This is a genomic window from Bacillus sp. EB600 (assembly GCF_024494385.1).
GTDB lineage: Bacteria > Bacillota > Bacilli > Bacillales > Cytobacillaceae > JAEVLT01.
The window spans coordinates 170,370-189,885 of the sequence record NZ_JAEVLT010000008.1 but is presented as its reverse complement, the minus strand read 5'-3'; the positions used below and the strand labels follow the sequence as shown (position 1 = coordinate 189,885).

Genomic DNA, 19,516 nt, shown 5'->3' with positions numbered 1-19,516 from the left:
TATGTATAATGGGGAAAGAAAGAACTTTAAGAGGACGTGTAGGTGCTTAAAATGGATTATAAGAAAATAAAACCCAAGAAAATATATGAAGAAGTCGCAGAAACGATTTACGAAATGATTCGGAACGGTCAGCTGAAACCAGGACAAAAGCTGGATTCGGTTCAGCAATTGGCTGAAAGCTTTCAGGTTGGCCGGTCAGCAATTAGAGAAGCGCTCACATCATTAAGAGCAATGGGACTTGTGGATATGAGACAAGGGGAAGGTACTTTTATACGGGAATTTGATACGGATCAAATTACTTTCCCATTATCAACTGTGATTCTCATGAATCAAGAAGATATCGCTAATCTATTAGAAGTCCGAAAAATTATCGAACTCGGCACTGCTGCTGCTGCTGCAAAAAGAAGAACCAATCAGCACTTGATGGCAATGGAAAAAGCCTTGGAAGAAATGAAAGCTGCAAGTGGAAATGAAGAGCTTGGGGAAGGGGCAGATTTACAATTTCATCTGGCGATTGCAGAAGCGTCACAGAACGCTCTCCTTCTGAACCTGATGAATCATGTTTCCAGTATGACGGAGGAAGCTATGAAAGAAACGCGCAAAGTATGGCTTTTTTCCAAACAGACAACATTGGAAAAATTAGCTGAACAGCACGATGCTATTTATAAAGCAATAAAAGAACGGAATGAAGAGCAAGCAAGGTATTTTATGAAGATTCATCTAGAAAATGTGGAAGCTGTTATTCAAAAATATTATCAACAGTCAAATTGACACAAAATAGCTTTATCGGTGCGGTTTCAGGCTGTTTTTTTGGAACCGCATGTTTTGACAAAAAAATTTTTTTATGAAAACCCTTTCTAAAATGAAATTGATTATAGTAATATTAAAAGTATAAAGCAATTGGTTATTTTTTTTGTTGAAAAGTCATCTGATGACCTGCTAATCATTTAATTAAACTCGATTAGCGCTTGAAAAATAGTAATAATTGAAGGAGTGGTAATGCATGAAAGTAACCCTTTTTGCCACCTGTCTTGTCGACATGTTTCAAAGTAATGTAGGAAAAGCCACAGTTGAATTGTTGGAACGTCTGGGGTGTGAAATCGATTTCCCGGAGTCGCAAACCTGTTGTGGCCAGCCGTCCTATAACAGTGGCTATGTAAAGGATACAAAGGATGTCATGAAGCGGACAATCGATACTTTTATCGATTCTGAATATGTCGTTTGTCCTTCAGGGTCATGTACCTATATGGTAAAAGAATATCCACATATTTTTGCCGGAGATCCAGTTTGGGAGCCTAAAGCGAAGAAATTGGCAGAGAAAACATATGAATTAACTCAATTTATTGTTGATGTACTAAAAGTGGAAGAGGTCGGGGCGCGGTTTGAAGGCCGTGTGACCTACCATACATCCTGTCATATGACTCGATTGCTCGGTGTGAAAGAAGCACCAATGAAGTTATTGAAAAACGTAAAAGGACTAACATTTAACGAGTTACCAGGAAAGGAACAGTGTTGTGGCTTTGGCGGTACTTTTTCAGTGAAAATGGGACAAATATCTGAACAAATGGTCGATGAAAAGGTTCGCCATATTGAAGATACAGGAGCTGAATATCTCATCGGTGCAGACGCGGGCTGTTTAATGAATATTGGAGGACGGATGGAACGTCAAGGAAAGAAAATTAAAGTATTACATATCGCTGAAGTATTAAATAGCCGCTAATAAAAGTACTGAATGAAGTGAAGCAATATTCAAGCCTCATATGAATCTATGGTTGGAGGGAAAACGAAATGGCCATAAAAATTAGCACCGATAATTTTAAAGACAGAGTCGACCAAGGCATTCATAATGATTTTATGCGCGGTGCTGTTGCAGGTGCACAGGATGGCATGGGCGTAAAAAGAAAAAGAGAAGTCGATGAACTTGGAAACTGGGAAGAGTGGCGCAATCATGGCGAGGAAATTCGCCAGCATGTTCTTGAAAATCTCGATTACTATTTAGAACAATTAAGTGAAAATGTTTCGAAGCGGGGCGGGCAGGTCTTTTTTGCGCAAACAGCTGACGAAGCAAGAGAATATATTAAGGGTGTTGTGAAAAAGAAAAACGCCAAAAAAATCGTGAAATCGAAATCAATGGTAACCGAAGAGATCAGCTTAAATAGTGTTTTAGAGCAAGAAGGCTGTGATGTTGTGGAAACGGACCTTGGCGAGTATATTCTGCAAATTGATGACCACGATCCCCCGTCCCACATCGTTGTGCCTGCCTTACATAAAAACAAGGAGCAAATCCGCGATGTTTTTGCCGAAAAATTAGGCTATAAAGGAACATCTAAGCCGGAGGAATTGGCTTCGTGTGCACGTGAGGTACTACGGAAGGAATATTTAGCTGCTGATATAGGTATCACCGGATGTAACTTTGCAGTTGCCGAAACTGGCTCCTTCAGCCTTGTTACAAATGAAGGAAACGCAGATCTTGTGACAATACTACCGAAAACGCAAATTACAGTTATGGGAATGGAAAGGATTGTTCCAACTTTTGAAGAAATGGAAGTCCTTGTCAGCATGTTGACAAGGAGTGCGGTTGGGCAAAAATTAACAAGCTACATTACTGTTCTGACAGGTCCGAGAGAAGAACTGGATGTGGATGGACCGGAGGAATTTCACCTTGTCATTGTCGACAATGGAAGGTCAGATATTCTTGGCGGTGATTTCCAGGCAGTTTTACAATGCATCCGCTGTGGTGCCTGTATCAATGTTTGTCCTGTTTATCGTCATATTGGCGGTCATTCCTACGGTTCCATATATCCGGGACCAATTGGCGCTGTTCTAACACCACTGCTTGGAGGATATGAAGAATATAAGGAGCTTCCATATGCCTCCTCCCTTTGTGGTGCCTGTACAGAGGTGTGTCCAGTTAAAATCCCTCTGCATGAGCTTTTGCTGAAACACCGCCAAATCATCGTTGAAAAAGAAGGTAAAGCACCGATTGCTGAAAAATTACTGATGAAGGCATTTGGCTTAGGTGCAGCCTCGCCGGCACTGTATAAGATCGGTTCAAAAATGGCTCCGGCAGCGATGAATCCATTCACGCATGGAGATAAAATATCAAAAGGACCTGGACCAATGAAAGCTTGGACAGATATTCGTGAGTTTCCGGCACCAAATAAAGAGCAGTTTAGAGATTGGTTTAAGAAACGTGAAAAAGGAGGTAAAAAATAATGGAAGGAACGATTCAAAATCGCGATAAATTTTTAAATAAAATTGCCTCCAGATTGGGACGTCAGCGGATTACCACACCGATTGAACAGCCAAAATGGAAATACCAGCCTCAATATGAGGTGTTGAAAAATGCAACCCAAGATGAATTAGTTGAGACGTTAAGAGAACAATGTAAGACAATCCATACAAACTTCTATCAGACGGATCAACATGGATTAGCTGCAATGCTAACGACTGTAGCTGCTGACTATGGCGGCGGTCCAATTATCACCTGGAAGGATCAACGTTTTGCCGAATGGGGTCTCGCTGACTTATTTAAAAAAGATTGGCCGAGTAAAAGTATGAACGTATATGAGTGGGACTATAAAAAAGGTGAAGAAAATATTCGCATCGCTGAAAAGGCGAATGTGGGCATTACCATCAGTGAAATTACGCTGGCTGAATCAGGTACTGTCGTCATCTACAGTAATGAAAATAGAGGCAGATCGATCAACTTTTTACCAGCCTCCTATATTGCATTAATACCAAGAAGTACGATTGTTCCCCGAATGACACAAGCTGCCAGGAAAATGAGAGCGATTGAGCAGCAGGGAGGAAAAGTACCATCCTGCATTAACTTTATTACCGGTCCAAGTAACTCAGCTGATATTGAATTAAATCTTGTTGTGGGTGTTCATGGACCAATTAAGGCTGCTTACATTGTCATCAATGATTTATGAAAAAATTTCTGCCCTTGGCAGAAATTTTTTTTGTAAATTGTGATGTAACTATAAGAATTTTTTATAGTTTCAAAATAATATAAAATTTTGCAAAATACTACAAAAATCTACAAAAAAGATACCACCTGTCTACATAATAAGCTAATTTTTTAACTGTTATAGTACAATTTAATGTCTGTTTTAAAAATTTCCAATAGGATAAAGTGTTGATAATACTGCATTTTTTTAGAAAAAAAATAAAGTGTTATAGAAAATTTTTTATTGATGTTTAACATTTATCACTGCATAATCAAATAGGATGTCCTACAATAATTCGTGGGAAAGATAAATCTAAAAAAGCATGAAGAAATACTGGGGGGCAGATCATGTCAATTTTACCAAAAAAGAATGATTTAGGTTTTTTTGAGATTCGTTTAGAATCAATCGGAGGATTAGGAGCAAATTTAGCGGGAAAATTACTTTCCGAAGCTGGTGTAGTTGGAAGTGGTCTTAATGGACTTAGCTTTTCATCTTACGGTTCTGAGAAAAAAGGTTCACCTGTAAAAGGGAATATTCGTTTCTGTGACCCATACCAATATATTCGCGATACAACTCCTGTTGAGCGCCCGCACGTAGTAGCTGTTTTTCATGATGCACTTTTTAAAACTCAAAACCCTACTAGCGGTATGTACCCGGATAGTACAGCTTTAGTTAACTCTAAAAAAACTCCAGATGAAGTTAAAGAGTTAGCGAAACTTGACGGCGGTATCGTAGCTGTTGTAGATGCTACTCAAATTGCTCTGGAAGAAAAAACAAAAGTAAATACAGCTATGCTGGGAGCAATTTTTAGAATTCTTGATTTCTTAGATGCAGATGCAATGAGAGATACAATTCGCCGGACTTTTGAAAAGAAATATCCTCATTTAGTAGAATCAAATATTCGTACATTTGATCGCGGCTACAATGAAGTTGAATTTAAAACATTTGAAATAAGCCCTGAAGTAGCTGCTAAGCCGTTTGTTCGCGAGGAGGCAACTCTTGGATATGAAACACAACCAATCGGCGGTCTAGTTATCGATCCAGGTAATAGTATTTTCAAAGATTTAAGTATTTCACGTTCTGGGGTGCTTCCTCATTTTGATGATAATAAATGTATCAACTGTGCTGCTTGTGATACAGCCTGCCCGGATTTTTGCTTTGTTTGGGAAGAACAACCAGACAAAAAAGGCCGTCCACAAATGTTCCTTAAAGGAATTGACTATCAATATTGCAAAGGCTGCTTAAAATGTGTACATGCCTGTCCGGTAGATGCATTAACAAGTGCTGTTGAAACAAATGATGGTTATGCTGAAACTAACCGTGTACCACATTTATTTGCACTAGTAAAATAATTGATAGAGAAGGGTGAATAAGTATATGTCTAAAGAAATTATCATAGATAAAGAAAAAGCAGGTCTATCAGAAGGATCTATTGACCAAGCGATTGTATTTGAATCCGGAAATGAAATGGCAGCATATGCAGCTCATCAAATAAATTACCATATCATGGGTTATTATCCAATTTCCCCTTCAACAGAGGTTGCTCAGTTCCTTGATGGAATGAAAGCTAGAGGACAACATGATATTAAATTAATCGCTGCTGACGGTGAGCACGGATCTGCAGGGATTTGTTACGGTGCGGCAGCAGGCGGTGGACGTGTGTTCAACGCAACTAGTGCGAATGGTTTCTTATATATGCTTGAACAATTACCTGTTCAATCTGGAACTCGTATGCCAATGGTATTAAATCTAGTAAACCGTTCTGTTTCAGGACCATTAAATATTCATGGTGATCATTCTGATTTATATTTTGCCTTAAATATCGGCTGGCCGATATTAATGGCTCGTGACCCACAAGTTGTTTATGATATGAACATTATGGCTATTAAACTAGCAGAAGATCCTGAGGTTCGCTTACCAGTTATTGTATCTTTTGATGGATACTTTACATCCCACCAAAAGAGACGTGTACAAGTAATTAAAGATAATAAAGAAGTTCAAAAGTTTATTGGTGAGCTTCCAACAAACTTCCCACATGCTTTAGACCGTGATAATCCAGTATCAATTGGTGCCTATATGAATGAGCCTGATACTATTAATAACCGTTATCAACAATCTGAAGCAATGTATAACGCTGAGAAAGTATTCGCAAGAATTGCGAAAGAATACGCAGAATTAACTGGTCGTGAATATCCGATCCTTGATTTATATCAAATGGAAGATGCTGAAGTTGCCGTATTTATGTTAAACTCAGCTACAGAAGTTTGTAAGATTGTTGTCGATCAATTACGCGCGAAAGGTATTAAAGCAGGGGTTATTTCTCCAAATATTCTTCGTCCTTTCCCACAAAAACAAATCGCTGAAGCATTAAAAAATGTAAAAGCCATTACAGTAGGGGATCGTGGAGATTCATACGGAGCACACGGCGGTAATATGGGACTTGAAGTAAGAGCTGCTCTACAAACTTACGGAAACCATGACATAAAAGTTATTGACCGTGTTTACGGTTTAGGCGGAAAAGACTTCTACTCGGATGATGCAGAACAGTTCTTCCAATTAGCAATTGACGCTGTAGAAGCTGATAAAGTTGATGTACCATTTGATTATTATGGTCACACTCCTGGTAACCCAGATTTAGCACCAAAACGTCGTGTAGAACCAATGAAAAAAGAAGATTTAATTTCAGGTCTTATTACGGTTACTCCTGATGAAGAATCAGGTAAATTAAAAGTTAAGATTCCTCCACTAAGAGCCTTAACGAAAAAACCAAAACGTATTGCTTCAGGACACGGCGCATGCCCTGGCTGTGGTATTTTCTCTGGATTAGAAACATTCTTTAAAGGAATTGAAGGCGATATTGTTGCATTATTCCATACTGGTTGTGGGATGATTGTAACAACAGGATATCCTTACAGTTCACATAAACAAACTTATATCCATAACCTATTCCAAAATGGTGCAGCTACATTATCTGGACTTGTAGAAATGTTCCATGAAAGACAACGCCGTGGTGAATTTAAGGCGCTTGGATTAAGCGATGATTTTACATTTGTTATGGTAACCGGTGACGGTGGTATGGATATTGGTATGGGCCCTGCAATCGGTACAGCTTTACGTAACCACAAAATGATTATCGTTGAGTATGATAATGAAGGTTACATGAATACAGGAAGCCAATTATCTTATTCAACTCCACTAGGACATATGACAAGTACTTCTGGTGTAGGACCATATCAAGCAGGTAAAGCGTTCCACCATAAGGATACGGCTCAAATTATGGCTGCAACAAATATTTCATATGTATTCACAGGTTCAGAAGCATTCCCGCAAGATCTTGTGAAAAAGGCTGCGAAAGCACAATGGTATGCCAATAACGTAGGTATGGTATATGGAAAAATCTTAATTGCTTGTCCGTTGAACTGGAAATCAAATGAAACATTAGGACAAGAGATTGTAGGTGCTGCCGTTGATTCTTGTTTCTTCCCTCTTTATGAAGTGGAAAAAGGTGTTACAACCATCACTTATAATCCTGAGGAGAAGAAAAAACGCATTGAAGTTAGCGATTGGTTAAAACACATGGGTAAAACAAAACACATGTTAAAAGAAGAAAATAAAGCCATTCTTGAAGAATTTGAAAATGAAGTTGAAAAAAGATGGATGCGTCTAAAAGCTAAACACGAAAGTCCATTCTTATAAGAAAAGCGTGTATCAAAGTTCAAAAAATTTGATACTAGAACAAAAAGAAAGCAAAGCGCCATAACGCTTTGCTTTCTTTACATTGGGAGAATAAGATCGTTCCGATCTATTTTCACTCGCAAAAAATTATGTCCTATAGCAGTCCGTTTTACGTAAATAAAAATGGGGAATAATCCCTTATTAGACGAAAAAAATAGCGGTAAAATTGTCGAAGAAACGCAAAAAAAATATCGGAAATATGTCTTTAAATGCAATATATAGATTGTTTTGACTTATTTTGCGAAAGTGTTTACATTTGCTTAAATTATTGCAATAATTCATCAAGTAGATATTTATTTTAATTAATGATTTCCTAATATTAGGGTAATGATTAGGGGGATTATTAGGTTGGGTTCCTATAGTAGTAGTCGCGCCGAACAGATGCTGGAAGAGATTAAAGCCAAAAGAGAGATAATGATACTATGTGCGAGTAAACATGGTTTTACAGGCGAAGAAACAATTAAGGCCAGCCAGGATCTTGATGAACTGATTAATGAATATCAACGAGCCTTTCACCCTTTATCAAAACAGAAGGATGATTTAGGATATGCATTTATTCGCATATTCATGATCTGGCTAAAGTCATTTGTGGAAATTTAACAAAATGTTTCAATCGATAAGGATGGCGGTCTCCACGTTGGGGATCTTTTTTTTTTGCTTTGTGAAATTATTAACAAAAATAGATATCTGTGATTTTTATCATTGTTGATTTTTAAAAATTTATTATAGTTAAATTAGAGTTATTTTTTTAAATATCCACATGTTGTATTGCTTGTTTCTAAATATGCCCTTCTTTAAACAAATAGTTACATAGATTCAATGAACGAAGAAGATGAAGGAAGTGTATTTTGTCCTTGCTTCATGCAGCTTAAACAAGCCTAGAATAGCATGAAAACTGTTTTGTGGGTACAATGCTTTTGTTACGATTCAAAAATCGTAATAAACGGCATTTTTTAAAAAAGTTGGAGGCAAGCGCTTTCAATATATTCTTTGACATTATGGAGGAGGGAAAGTCCTACATGCACATTGTCGTATGTGTTAAGCAAGTTCCAGATACTAAAATTATTAAGATCAACCCAAAAACAAACACACTCGATCGACGCAGTGCTCCAGCCATCCTTAATCCTTACGATGCCCATGCTGTACAAGAGGCCGTAAGGATTACAAAGTTGACAGGAGGGACCGTATCAGTTGTTTCAATGGGACCGCCACAGGCGACAGAGGTTATTAAGAAAAGTGTGGAAATAGGTGCAGAAAGAGGCTATCTAATTACCGACCGCGCTTTTGCGGGTGCAGATACTCTTGCTACAAGTTATGCCATTTCAAAAGCATTAGAAAAAATCAATAACGAAATTCCAATTGACATGATCATTTGCGGAAAGCATGCCATTGACGGTGACACCGGTCAGGTAGGTCCTGGTATTGCAAGAAGACTAGATATTCCGCCAATTACAAGTGTAATTGAAGTTGTAAAAGTTGATCCACAAGATAAATCAGTACTTATTAAGAGAAAGTTATCAAATGGATATGAAATAATCAAATCCCAGCTTCCTTGCTTGTTGACTGTTGAAAAAGAGATTAATGATATAGAATATTCCCCGATGCCGAATATGATTAAAGCAGCCCGTTATGAATCAGTAATCTGGACTGTGGATGATTTTGGAGATGTGGACCGTTCCTGCCTTGGATTAAAGGGTTCACCAACTGTAGTTGGAAAAATGTTCAGTCCACCACATCCAGAAGGCGGAAAAAGGCTTGAAGGTACGGCAAATGAACAAGTTAAGCAGTTAATGGATGTCTTGATGGAAAGAAAAGAACTCTTTACAGTTTAATGAAAACTTTTTCTCGAGGAGGGGCGTAAATGCAATTAGATGAGTACCAAGGTGTTTGGATATTTATCGAACAAAATGATGGAAAAATTAAGGGCGTATCACTTGAATTGCTTGGTGCAGGGAGAAAGCTTGCCGACAAATTACAGGTTCCGCTTGGGGGATTTTTGCTCGGTGATGGAATTAAAGGTCTTACAGATGAGTTAATTTCCCATGGCGCTGATGAGGTATATATCATTGACCACCCTGTATTAAAAGATTACCGAACAGAATCATATATGAAAAGTGTTAACCTGCTCGTTACTAAATACAAGCCAGAGATCATTCTTTATGGCGCAACACCAAATGGAAAGGATTTAGCGAGTGCTGTAGCAACAGATTTAAATACAGGCTTAACTGCAGATACAACCATGTTGGACATTGATTTAGAAAATCGTCTACTGGAAGCAAGCCGGCCTGCATTTGGCGGAAATATTATGGCAACCATCCTATGTAAAAAGCATCGTCCGCAAATGGCGACAGTTCGTGCAAAAGTTATGAAGGCTTTGGAAGCAGATCCTAGCAGAAACGGGAGAGTAATTGAAGAAACGATTGAACTTCGTGAAGACGAAATGCGGACAAAAGTAATTGAGATTGTGAATGAATTAACAAATCAATCGAATCTAGCTGATGCCCATGTTGTTATTTGCGGTGGTAAGGGGATGGGTGATGAACATAACTTCCAACTTCTTTATCAACTTGCCGAAGCAATGGGAGGCGGTGCAGCAGTTGGTGGAACCCGGGATGTTGTTGAAGCTGGATGGCTGCCACATCATATGCAAATTGGGCAAACTGGTGAAACCGTTACTCCGAAGCTTTATGTTGCCGTTGCATTGTCAGGTGCGATCCAGCACACTGAAGGGATGAAGAACTCTGAAATGATTATCGCGATTAATAAAGATCCGAATGCACCGATTTTTAATATTGCAACATATGGAATTGTCGGGGATGCAATGGAAATCCTCCCCAAATTAATTGCACAATTTAAACAAGTCAAGAAAGAAAAGGGCGGTGTTTTAACCCATGCCTGAAAAATTTGATGTAATTGTCGTTGGGGCAGGCCCAGCGGGTTCAGCTTGTGCACTTGTTGCTGCAAGAAATGGTTTAAATGTTTTGCTTCTTGAAAGAGGAGAATATCCGGGCAGCAAAAATGTCATGGGCGGGGTCTTATTCAGCAAACAATTAAGGGATTTAGTCCCAGAATTTTGGAAAGAAGCGCCTCTTGAACGTCCGGTGGTTGATCATCGATACATGGTTTTGGGTGAACAATCAGCAGTTCAAATAGGATATAAGGGTCAAGAATGGGGAGAAGAACCTTACAATAGCTTTACCGTTCTAAGAGCAAAATTTGACCAATGGTTTGCCAAAAAAGCAGTGGAAGCAGGAGCATTACTTATTAATGAAACTGTTGTAACGGAATGTATCGTTGAAAACGGCAAGGTTGTTGGAGTGCGTACAGACCGTCCAGATGGTGATCTATATGCTGACGTGGTCGTATTAGCTGATGGAGTAAACTCTTTACTAGCTAAAGAACTAGGTTTCCGAAAAGAACACGCGCCAGACCATGTTGCATTATGTGTAATGGAAGTAATTAACTTACCAAAAGAAAAAATCAACGAACGGTTCAATATTAAAGAAAATCAAGGTGTAGCCATTGAAATTTTTGGTGAATCAACCAAAGGAAACTTTGGTGCCGCTTTTCTTTATACAAATAAAGATAGTATAAATATTGGGGTCGGAACCACGGTTGCAGCTATGGTCAAAGATAAATTAAAACCATATGAGTTATTAGATCAATTAAAAGATCATCCAAATATTAAACCATTGATTGAAGGCGGAGAGTCCGCAGAGTATCTTGCCCATCTCATCCCTGAAGGGGGATACCGCTCAGTACAAAAGGTTGTTGGAAATGGTGTGGTTGTCGTTGGGGATGCAGCATCGCTTGTCAATGCCATTCATGGTGAAGGGTCAAACTTGGCAATGTATTCCGGACAACTGGCTGCAGAGGCAATAGTTCAGGCGAAAAAGCGCGGAGACTTTAGTGAATCGAGCTTAAACCATTATCGTGACGCTCTTAATAATAGTTTTGTCATGAAGGATTTGGAGAAATACAAAGATGCTCCACATACTTTAGAGGCATATCCACAATATTTCAAAGAATACGTTCCTATGGTTACCAAAGCAATGGGTAAATTCTTTACTGTAGATGGTACACCTAAACGCGATAAACAAAAACAAATTATGAAGAGTTTTACAGAAAAAGGAACCTTCAAGTTTCTTACTGATATTTATCGTGTTTGGAAGGCGGTGAAATAATGTCAACTACAACTCTAGAGGAAAAACAATTTTTACTTCGGTTTAGATGTGATACAAAATCTCATTTGACTATACTTGACAATGATGTTTGTGCATCAAAATGTCCTGATAAACTCTGTACCTTATTTTGCCCGGGAGAAGTATACAAATGGGAAGGAACAAGGATGCAGGTAGGTTTCGAAGGGTGTCATGAATGCGGCAGCTGCCGGATCGGTTGCCCATTTCAAAATATCAAATGGGAATATCCAAAAGGCGGACATGGAGTTGTGTTCCGTATGGCATAAAAAAAGGTTGCTGTTCATTAGAACAGCAACCTTTTTAATATATATAAAAGCTTATCAAAATAAAAATAATAATTTCAGTTGTCACAAGAAAATAGTGTGTTTTCTTAATTTACACTATATGTAAGTTTTTTCACAATTGATGTAAAAAAAAAGTGTAGCAAAAGGATGTGATTTTTGAGGATTATTTAGCTTATTTTCTCTAGGAGGAATTTGGATTGGAGTTCATCGTTTTTACTGTGAGTTTCCAATGCTCGGGATAATTCGAATGCTTCATCGATTGAAAGGAAATATGGAGATGTGTAGTAAGCTTGATCCCAAACAAAAGACCCTTCTATGTTTGAAGGATAAATCGATACTTTCCAGTGATATTTTTTATTCTGTTTTGGGATTACTTCTCCTTCTAATGCAATCAGCCAATGAGTTACAAATTCAGGCAATTCAATTGGACTTAATTTTAATTCAGTAAGCAAGGTCTGATCCTTTAGACCAATCGGAATTAACGCTTTGGGATAGAAATCTTCATAAATAGGGCAGGACAATGATATTCCTCCTTTAATTTAATAATTCCATTATACGTAAATGTGGATGTTTTTTTCTGCTGAAATGTGTCTATTACATGAAAAACTTATAATTGAAAGATTAACGGGCAAACTCAGCTGTAATAAACGAAATAAATGAAACTGTGATGAGGCTCACACCATTCATAATTGCTAACTTTTATACTTAAAGCATGAAAGTGGAAGAGGTGAATAATGATGAGTGGATGCATGAGTGCATTTTCAGGAATGCCCCCTGCCGAACTGTCCGCTGGACTTGCCCAATTGAAAGAGGAGCATTCTCCATTGAGAGAAAAATTAGCCGGTTTGCTGTTATTAACCGAGCAAATTGAAACAGATGCTGAGGTTGAAAAAATTTTCACTGCTTTAAAATCAAGCGTTGCTATTTTTAAGTCAGAACTTGATATTCATTCAGAGCGTGAGGAAGAAGTCTTATTTCCAATGATGGGTGAATACATTGGAACAAGTTCCGGCCCGGTTGCGGTAATGGAATACGAGCATGAACAAGCAAAGGCTTTAATTGGAGATTTTCTTAGGAAAACAAACAATGGTCAGTTTTCAATCGAAGAAATGAAAAATGCGGCAGGATTAATCAAAAATGCCCACGATATTTTATCTGATCATTTTACTAAGGAAGAAAATGTGCTTTTCCCAATGGCGGAAAGAATGCTGTCAGACGAAGAAAAAGCAGAGTTGCATCGGAAAATACAGGAAATAAAATAAAGGATGGGCACAGCCCAACCTTTATAAATAATAAGAAATTATAAAATTTTGAACTTAGATAAATGTCTCACTACAGCACCCAGCGACTAGTGTACGTCGCTAAACGGGTGCTTGCGCTTTTTTATTTATTCCATTCCTTCACAGTTTTGTCTGCTGGAAGCAGAAAGGCAGTCAGCCCGATTAACGGTAAAATTCCAATCGTTGATATCATTGTCGGCATTCCAATTAAATCGGCAATATACCCCAGTCCTACGGAACCTATGGCCCCCATACCAAACGCCAGTCCGACAGTTAGACCTGACATGGTCCCAATTTTTCCAGGAACTAGTTCTTGGGCATAAACAACTGTGACTGAAAAACTTGTCATTAAAATAAAGCCTGTAAAGAGTAGAAAGATAAACGCCACTGTCGCTGGCATAAAGGGAAGCAGCAGCGAAAATGGAATGGTCGCAAGCATTGAAAATGAAATGATTTTTTTCTTACCAAAACGATCTGAGAGCGGCCCGCCAAAAAATGTACCAATTGCACCGGCAACTAAGAATGCAAACAGAAAAAGCTGGGATTCCTTAATGGTCATCCCGTATTTATGAATGGCATAGAATGTGTAAAAATTGGTCATTCCTGAGATATACCACGAACGGGCAAAGATTAACAAAAGGATTAGTACCAATGCATTCTTGACTCCTTTTGCAAGCCCCTTTTTGTCTGCTTGAACAGCCGACTTCATTTGATTTGATTTCGAGGAAGAGACTAGTCTTTGATTATACCAATTTGCAATATACACTAACAAAATGACAGCTATTGCTGCGACAAAAGCAAACCAGGAAGCCCCAATTTGTCCAAGCGGAACAAGAATCAGTGCAGTTATGAGGGGTGCTAAAGCCTGCCCTGTATTGCCGCCAACCTGATAAATAGATTGGGCTAGCCCTCTCCGCGTTCCAGCGGCCATATGGGCCACCCTAGAGCCTTCGGGATGAAACACAGCTGAACCAATCCCGATAAACATGACAGATAAAACAACCCATCCAAAGCCTGGAGAAAAGGCTAAACCTAAAACTCCTGCTAATGTAGCGGAAAGTCCGATTGGTAAAGCAAACGGTTTTGGTTTCCGGTCAGTAAAAAGCCCGATGACTGGTTGCATAACTGATGAAACCATATTTAAGGAAAAGGCAATGAGTCCTAACTGAGTGTAGGACAATCCCATTGATTTTTCTAAAATCGGGAACATCGCTGGTACTACAGCTTGTAGAGCATCATTTAATAAATGGCATAAGCCAATAATGAACAGTATTTTATATATAGTCGAACCGGATGTATCTGCTTTCTTTGCAGATAGTATAGCCTGTTGGCTCATAGCATTTTCTCCCCTTCTATTTAGCTATTAATATCTTACATAATTTCTGGGAAATTTAGAAATAAAATTACTTCCATTTCCGAAATATTATGAAATGGCGTCTAAATTGCATAATAATATCTTGTGTTTAATTGGATAATAATTGACAGAAAGGCAAAAATTTTTTATAATTAATTTGAAGTCGAGATATTAAATAATGTAACATACGTTTTTGTTATATTTTTAATAAAAATCAAAGGATGATCTTCATGGAAAATGACTCAGTATCTCAATCATTAAAATTATTTATTGTCCTTTCACGAGCTTATAAAGCTATAAATGAGCATGTAAATAAAGCGATTCAAGCTAATGGTTTAAACCCAACAGAGTTTGCAGTTTTAGAGCTCTTGTATCATAAAGGTGACATTCCTTTACAGCAAATAGGCGGAAAAATTTTATTAGCAAGCGGCAGCATCACTTATGTAGTCGATAAGCTTGAGCAGAAGGGACTGCTGAAAAGAATTGCTTGTCCTAACGATCGAAGAGTGACGTATGCCTCAATAACCGATGAGGGGAAACAGTTTATCGAAACAATTTTTCCAGAACATGCCCAAAGAATTGATCAATTAATGTCCAGCTTAGATGAAACGGAAAAGGTTGAAGCAATCCGATTACTAAAAAAATTGGGTCTGCCTGCAGGGAAATTTTAATACGGCGAATGCCGTATTTTTTTTTGCAAAGGTATATAGTATAAAAGAGACATATAGATATTATGGATACAGAGTAAATTGGAGATGATAAGATGAAATTCGAAGACTATACATATACAAGGCCTAATCTGGATGAAGTTAAGGAAAAGTTTGGTGCTGTACTCGTGAAATTTACAGGGGCGGGGTCAGCTGAGGAACAAAATCAGGCAATGAACGAAATAAATAGTATTAAAAATGACTTGGGCACAATGTTTAATCTATGTTCAATCCGCCATTCGATTAATACGAATGATAAATTTTATCAAACGGAACAGGATTATATGGATGAGATTGAGCCGGAAATAGAGGGGCTGACAACGAAATATTATCAGGCCCTTGTTGATTCAAAGTTTCGTCCAGAGCTGGAACAAAAATGGGGTACGCAGCTTTTTGCGCTGGCTGAAAGCCAATTAAAAACATTTAAACCTGAAGTTATTCCCTTGCTGCAGAAAGAAAATCGGCTTTCAACTGAATATACGAAACTGATTGCTACAGCTAAGATTGAATTTGAAGGGGAAGAAAGGACGCTTGCTCAATTAGAGCCGTTTATTCAAGCAAATGATCGAGATATGCGGCAACGAGCAAGTGAAGCTAAATTTGGTTTTTTAGCCGGTCATCAAGAAGAACTTGATCGAATTTATGATGATTTGGTTAAGGTTCGGACTGAAATTGCCAAAAGACTCGGTTACAAGAATTTTGTTGAACTGGGCTATTATCGGATGATGAGGACAGATTATAATGCCGAAATGGTAGCAGGGTACAGAAAGCAAATAAAGGATTTTATCGTTCCGATCGCTACCAAGCTGAAAGAAAGGCAAAGGGAAAGAATTGGTGTTGACCAATTAAAATACTATGACGAAGGTTTTAATTTCCCAACCGGGAATCCGGCTCCAAAGGGTAGTCCGGAATGGATCCTTGAGAATGGACAGAAAATGTATGAAGAACTCTCAAACGAAACGGGTGAGTTTTTCCGCTTCATGCAGGAACACCACTTATTGGACCTGATAGCAAAGAAAGGGAAGGCTGGAGGCGGTTACTGCACCTATATTGAGAATTATAAATCTCCATTTATTTTTTCTAATTTTACTGGGACATCAGGGGATATTGATGTATTGACCCATGAAGCAGGTCACGCTTTTCAGGTATATTCCAGCCGGACCTTTGAGATTCCGGAATATTATTGGCCCACCTACGAAGCATGTGAAATCCATTCGATGAGCATGGAGTTTTTCACTTGGCCGTGGATGGATTTATTTTTTAAAGAAGAGGCTGATAAATACAGGTTTGCTCATTTAAGTGATGCCTTATTATTCTTACCATATGGTGTTTCAGTAGACGAGTTTCAGCACTGGGTCTATGAAAATCCAGATGCTGCTCCTAAAGAACGCAATCTTAAATGGCGGGAAATTGAGAAAAAATATTTGCCGCATCGGGATTATGGCGGGAATGGATATTTGGAAAATGGTGGATTTTGGCAAAAGCAAGGCCATATTTATAACGATCCTTTTTATTATATTGATTATACGCTCGCGCAAATTTGTGCTTTCCAATTTTGGAAACGGTCTAGAGATAATCACCAAAAAGCCTGGACAGATTATGTGAATCTATGTAAGCTGGGTGGCAGCATGTCTTTTTTAAAGCTAGTGGAGACAGCCCGTTTACTTTCGCCATTTGAGGATGGGTGTGTAGAATCAGTTGTCGGTGAAATCGAAAAATGGCTAAATTCTGTTGACGATAAAAAATTATAAGAAAAAAGCGAAGCCGAGCAGGCTTCGCTTTTTTATTCGGATTATACTGCTACACTTTCTGCGATTACTTTCAACTCACCATTCTCAATTATGGCTGCTAATTTTGTAACGTCAGGTTCATCAAGGACAAAATCAGCAATTTTATCTTCTAATTGTTCTTGAATCACTCTGCGGAGCGGGCGTGCACCAAATATTGGATTGTACCCCAGCTTTGCTAATTGATCCTTAGCTTCCTGTGTGACAGTTAAATTGATGTTCTGCTCTCTTAAAGCGTCTTGTAGTTCAGCAATCATCAAGTCAACAATTTTTAGGATATGCTCTTTCTCAAGCGACTTAAATTCAATAATGCTGTCAAAACGGTTGAGAAATTCAGGCTTAAAGAAGCTGCCCAAGGAATCCAGAACACTTGCTTCTGAAGTTGTTTCACTCTTGCCAAATCCGACATGAATGGCCTTCTGAACGATACCTGCATTGCTTGTCATGATGACGACTGTGTCTTTAAAGCTAACCGTTCTTCCTTGGCTATCTGTTAAGCGGCCGTCTTCCATAATTTGCAGGAACATATGCTGAACATCAGGATGAGCCTTTTCAATTTCATCCAATAGGATAATACTATAAGGATTTCGACGAACCTTTTCTGTCAGTTGTCCTGCTTCCTCATGACCTACATATCCAGGAGGTGAACCTATTAATTTGGAAATACTGTGTTTTTCCATATATTCACTCATATCTAAGCGAATCATTGCATCCTTGGAACCAAATAACTCATCAGCAAGTGTTTTCGATAATTCCGTTTTCCCTACCCCAGTTGGTCCGACAAATAGAAATGAACCAATTGGACGATGCTTCGATTTTAAACCTGCCCGGCTTCTCCTAATTGCTTTAGCAACCCTTTTAACAGCCTCCACTTGACCAATTACCCTTTGATTCATGTTTTCTTCAAGGTGCTTCATTTTCTGTTGTTCCTCAGTTTGAAGTTTTCCAACAGGAATCCCCGTTTTTTCTTCAATGATTTCTTGAATATGCGAAACTTCTACAACTGGTCGATCTGTTGCTGAGGCTGTATTTAGCGCTTTTTCAAGTTTTGCTTCCTCATCGCGTAGTGATGCAGCTTTTTCATAGTCTTCCTGCTTTAGAGCTGCTTCTTTTTCATTATGAATTTCTTTTAAACGTGCTTCAATTTGGTCTGTATTTTTGTACTCAGATGAAAGATTGAGCTTTGAGCCGGCTTCATCAAGTAAATCAATTGCTTTATCCGGTAAGAATCGGTCTTGAATATAACGGTGCGATAATTGTACACAAGCTTTAATTGCTTCTTCTGTAAACTTTACCTCATGAAACTCTTCATACTTGGATTGAAGCCCTTTAAGAATTTCAAGTGTAGCTTCGGTGGTAGGTTCCAGAACATGAACGGGCTGGAACCGACGTTCAAGTGCTGCATCTTTTTCAATTTGACGGTATTCTTTTAATGTTGTAGCACCGATTAGCTGCATTTCACCTCTAGCCAATGCTGGTTTTAAAATGTTTCCAGCATCCATTGATCCTTCTGCTGAACCCGCACCAACAAGTAAGTGAATTTCATCAATAAATAGAATGATATTTTTACGTTCCTGTAATTCGGCAATTAATTGTTTCATTCTTTCTTCAAATTGACCGCGTATTCCCGTGTTGGCTACAAGTGATGCAACATCAAGCAAATACACTTCTTTATTTCTTAATTTGCCTGGAACTTGACCATTAACAATCTTGGTGGCAAGACCCTCAGCGATGGCTGTTTTACCAACACCAGGTTCACCGATTAAGACTGGATTGTTTTTATTTCTACGATTTAAAATTTCAATAACCCTTTTTATTTCTTCATCACGGCCAATGACGGGATCAATTAAGCCAGCCTTTGCAAGTTGGGTTAAATTTCGCCCGAAACGGTCGATGAATCCTGAAGATCCTTTCTTAGTATTCTGCATGTTTGCTTGGTTAATTCCACCCTGGTTCATTGCTCCTGAGTTTGCTCCAAGCAGGTCCTCAAAAGGAAAATTGGAAAATGAACCCAACATAGGTCCAAAACCGGTACCAATTGTTTTTTTCTGTTTTTCATAGCATTCACGACAAAGGACTATTTCTTGTTGATTACCATTTATGTTCATTCTTAGGTGTAAATTTGCATGGTTTTGTTTACACATTTGACAAAGCATAAAGAAAACCTCCTCTATTAGATAACATTAATTTAATTTCTTTAGCCTTTACTTTGAC

The 19,516-nt window shown here is 38.4% G+C and carries 17 protein-coding genes; 14 read left to right on the top strand and 3 right to left on the bottom strand.

The features are described 5' to 3' along the window. Positions 1-51 precede the first annotated feature (51 nt). The 11 genes from JN080_RS11475 (at position 52) to JN080_RS11425 (ending at position 12,156) form a co-directional block, all read left to right on the top strand. Entirely contained in the window at positions 52-771 is a 720-nt protein-coding gene (locus tag JN080_RS11475; protein ID WP_256236161.1) for a FadR/GntR family transcriptional regulator, read from the top strand. 232 nt (positions 772-1,003) lie between these two features. Beyond that, on the top strand, positions 1,004-1,720 hold the full coding sequence (locus tag JN080_RS11470) for a (Fe-S)-binding protein (RefSeq protein ID WP_256236126.1): 717 nt from the start codon (positions 1,004-1,006) through the stop codon (positions 1,718-1,720). A gap of 68 nt (positions 1,721-1,788) precedes the next feature. After that, the gene (locus JN080_RS11465; protein WP_256236125.1) at positions 1,789-3,216 is read left to right on the top strand and encodes a LutB/LldF family L-lactate oxidation iron-sulfur protein; all 1,428 of its coding nucleotides are present in this window, start codon (positions 1,789-1,791) and stop codon (positions 3,214-3,216) included. Further along, positions 3,216-3,935: a LutC/YkgG family protein gene (locus JN080_RS11460; RefSeq protein ID WP_305473920.1), complete on the top strand. Its 720-nt coding sequence runs from the start codon at positions 3,216-3,218 to the stop codon at positions 3,933-3,935. Before JN080_RS11465 ends, JN080_RS11460 begins: the two co-directional genes overlap by 1 nt. Before the next feature lie 365 nt (positions 3,936-4,300). Continuing rightward, entirely contained in the window at positions 4,301-5,305 is a 1,005-nt protein-coding gene (locus JN080_RS11455; RefSeq protein ID WP_256236124.1) for a 2-oxoacid:acceptor oxidoreductase family protein, read from the top strand. A 25-nt stretch (positions 5,306-5,330) separates the two neighbouring features. Continuing rightward, on the top strand, positions 5,331-7,649 hold the full coding sequence (locus tag JN080_RS11450; RefSeq protein WP_256236123.1) for a thiamine pyrophosphate-dependent enzyme: 2,319 nt from the start codon (positions 5,331-5,333) through the stop codon (positions 7,647-7,649). Between the two features lie 387 nt (positions 7,650-8,036). Next, positions 8,037-8,288, top strand: a complete 252-nt coding sequence (locus tag JN080_RS11445) for an aspartyl-phosphate phosphatase Spo0E family protein (protein WP_256236122.1) — start codon at positions 8,037-8,039, stop codon at positions 8,286-8,288. Between the two features lie 419 nt (positions 8,289-8,707). Beyond that, positions 8,708-9,520, top strand: a complete 813-nt coding sequence (locus tag JN080_RS11440) for an electron transfer flavoprotein subunit beta/FixA family protein (protein WP_256236121.1) — start codon at positions 8,708-8,710, stop codon at positions 9,518-9,520. A gap of 29 nt (positions 9,521-9,549) precedes the next feature. After that, the gene (locus tag JN080_RS11435) at positions 9,550-10,587 is read left to right on the top strand and encodes an electron transfer flavoprotein subunit alpha/FixB family protein (RefSeq protein ID WP_256236120.1); all 1,038 of its coding nucleotides are present in this window, start codon (positions 9,550-9,552) and stop codon (positions 10,585-10,587) included. Beyond that, complete coding sequence (locus JN080_RS11430; RefSeq protein WP_256236119.1) at positions 10,580-11,872, top strand: FAD-dependent oxidoreductase; 1,293 nt, start codon at positions 10,580-10,582, stop codon at positions 11,870-11,872. The genes JN080_RS11435 and JN080_RS11430 overlap by 8 nt, the downstream gene beginning before the upstream one ends. Further along, the gene (locus tag JN080_RS11425) at positions 11,872-12,156 is read left to right on the top strand and encodes a ferredoxin family protein (protein ID WP_256236118.1); all 285 of its coding nucleotides are present in this window, start codon (positions 11,872-11,874) and stop codon (positions 12,154-12,156) included. Before JN080_RS11430 ends, JN080_RS11425 begins: the two co-directional genes overlap by 1 nt. Positions 12,157-12,341: 185 nt before the next feature. On the opposite strand, the gene JN080_RS11420 is transcribed toward JN080_RS11425, so the two are convergent. Continuing rightward, on the bottom strand, positions 12,342-12,695 hold the full coding sequence (locus tag JN080_RS11420) for a hypothetical protein (protein WP_256236117.1): 354 nt from the start codon (positions 12,693-12,695) through the stop codon (positions 12,342-12,344). A 213-nt stretch (positions 12,696-12,908) separates the two neighbouring features. On the opposite strand from JN080_RS11420, the gene JN080_RS11415 reads away from it, so the two are divergent. Next, positions 12,909-13,436 (top strand): hemerythrin domain-containing protein, encoded by a 528-nt coding sequence (locus JN080_RS11415; RefSeq protein WP_375141640.1) that lies wholly within the window; start codon positions 12,909-12,911, stop codon positions 13,434-13,436. Positions 13,437-13,557: 121 nt separating this feature from the next. Here the strand turns inward: JN080_RS11415 and JN080_RS11410 are convergent, their stop codons facing one another. After that, a complete protein-coding gene (locus JN080_RS11410; RefSeq protein ID WP_256236115.1) occupies positions 13,558-14,790 on the bottom strand; it encodes an MFS transporter in 1,233 nt (410 codons plus the stop codon). A 248-nt stretch (positions 14,791-15,038) separates the two neighbouring features. Here JN080_RS11410 and JN080_RS11405 point away from each other — a divergent pair, with 248 nt between their 5' ends. Next, positions 15,039-15,479, top strand: coding sequence for a MarR family winged helix-turn-helix transcriptional regulator (locus tag JN080_RS11405; protein ID WP_256236114.1), 441 nt, complete (start codon positions 15,039-15,041; stop codon positions 15,477-15,479). 92 nt (positions 15,480-15,571) lie between these two features. Then, entirely contained in the window at positions 15,572-17,266 is a 1,695-nt protein-coding gene (locus JN080_RS11400) for a M3 family oligoendopeptidase (RefSeq protein ID WP_256236113.1), read from the top strand. 41 nt (positions 17,267-17,307) lie between these two features. Here the strand turns inward: JN080_RS11400 and JN080_RS11395 are convergent, their stop codons facing one another. Further along, positions 17,308-19,458 (bottom strand): ATP-dependent Clp protease ATP-binding subunit, encoded by a 2,151-nt coding sequence (locus tag JN080_RS11395; protein WP_256236112.1) that lies wholly within the window; start codon positions 19,456-19,458, stop codon positions 17,308-17,310. Positions 19,459-19,516: the final 58 nt, after the last annotated feature.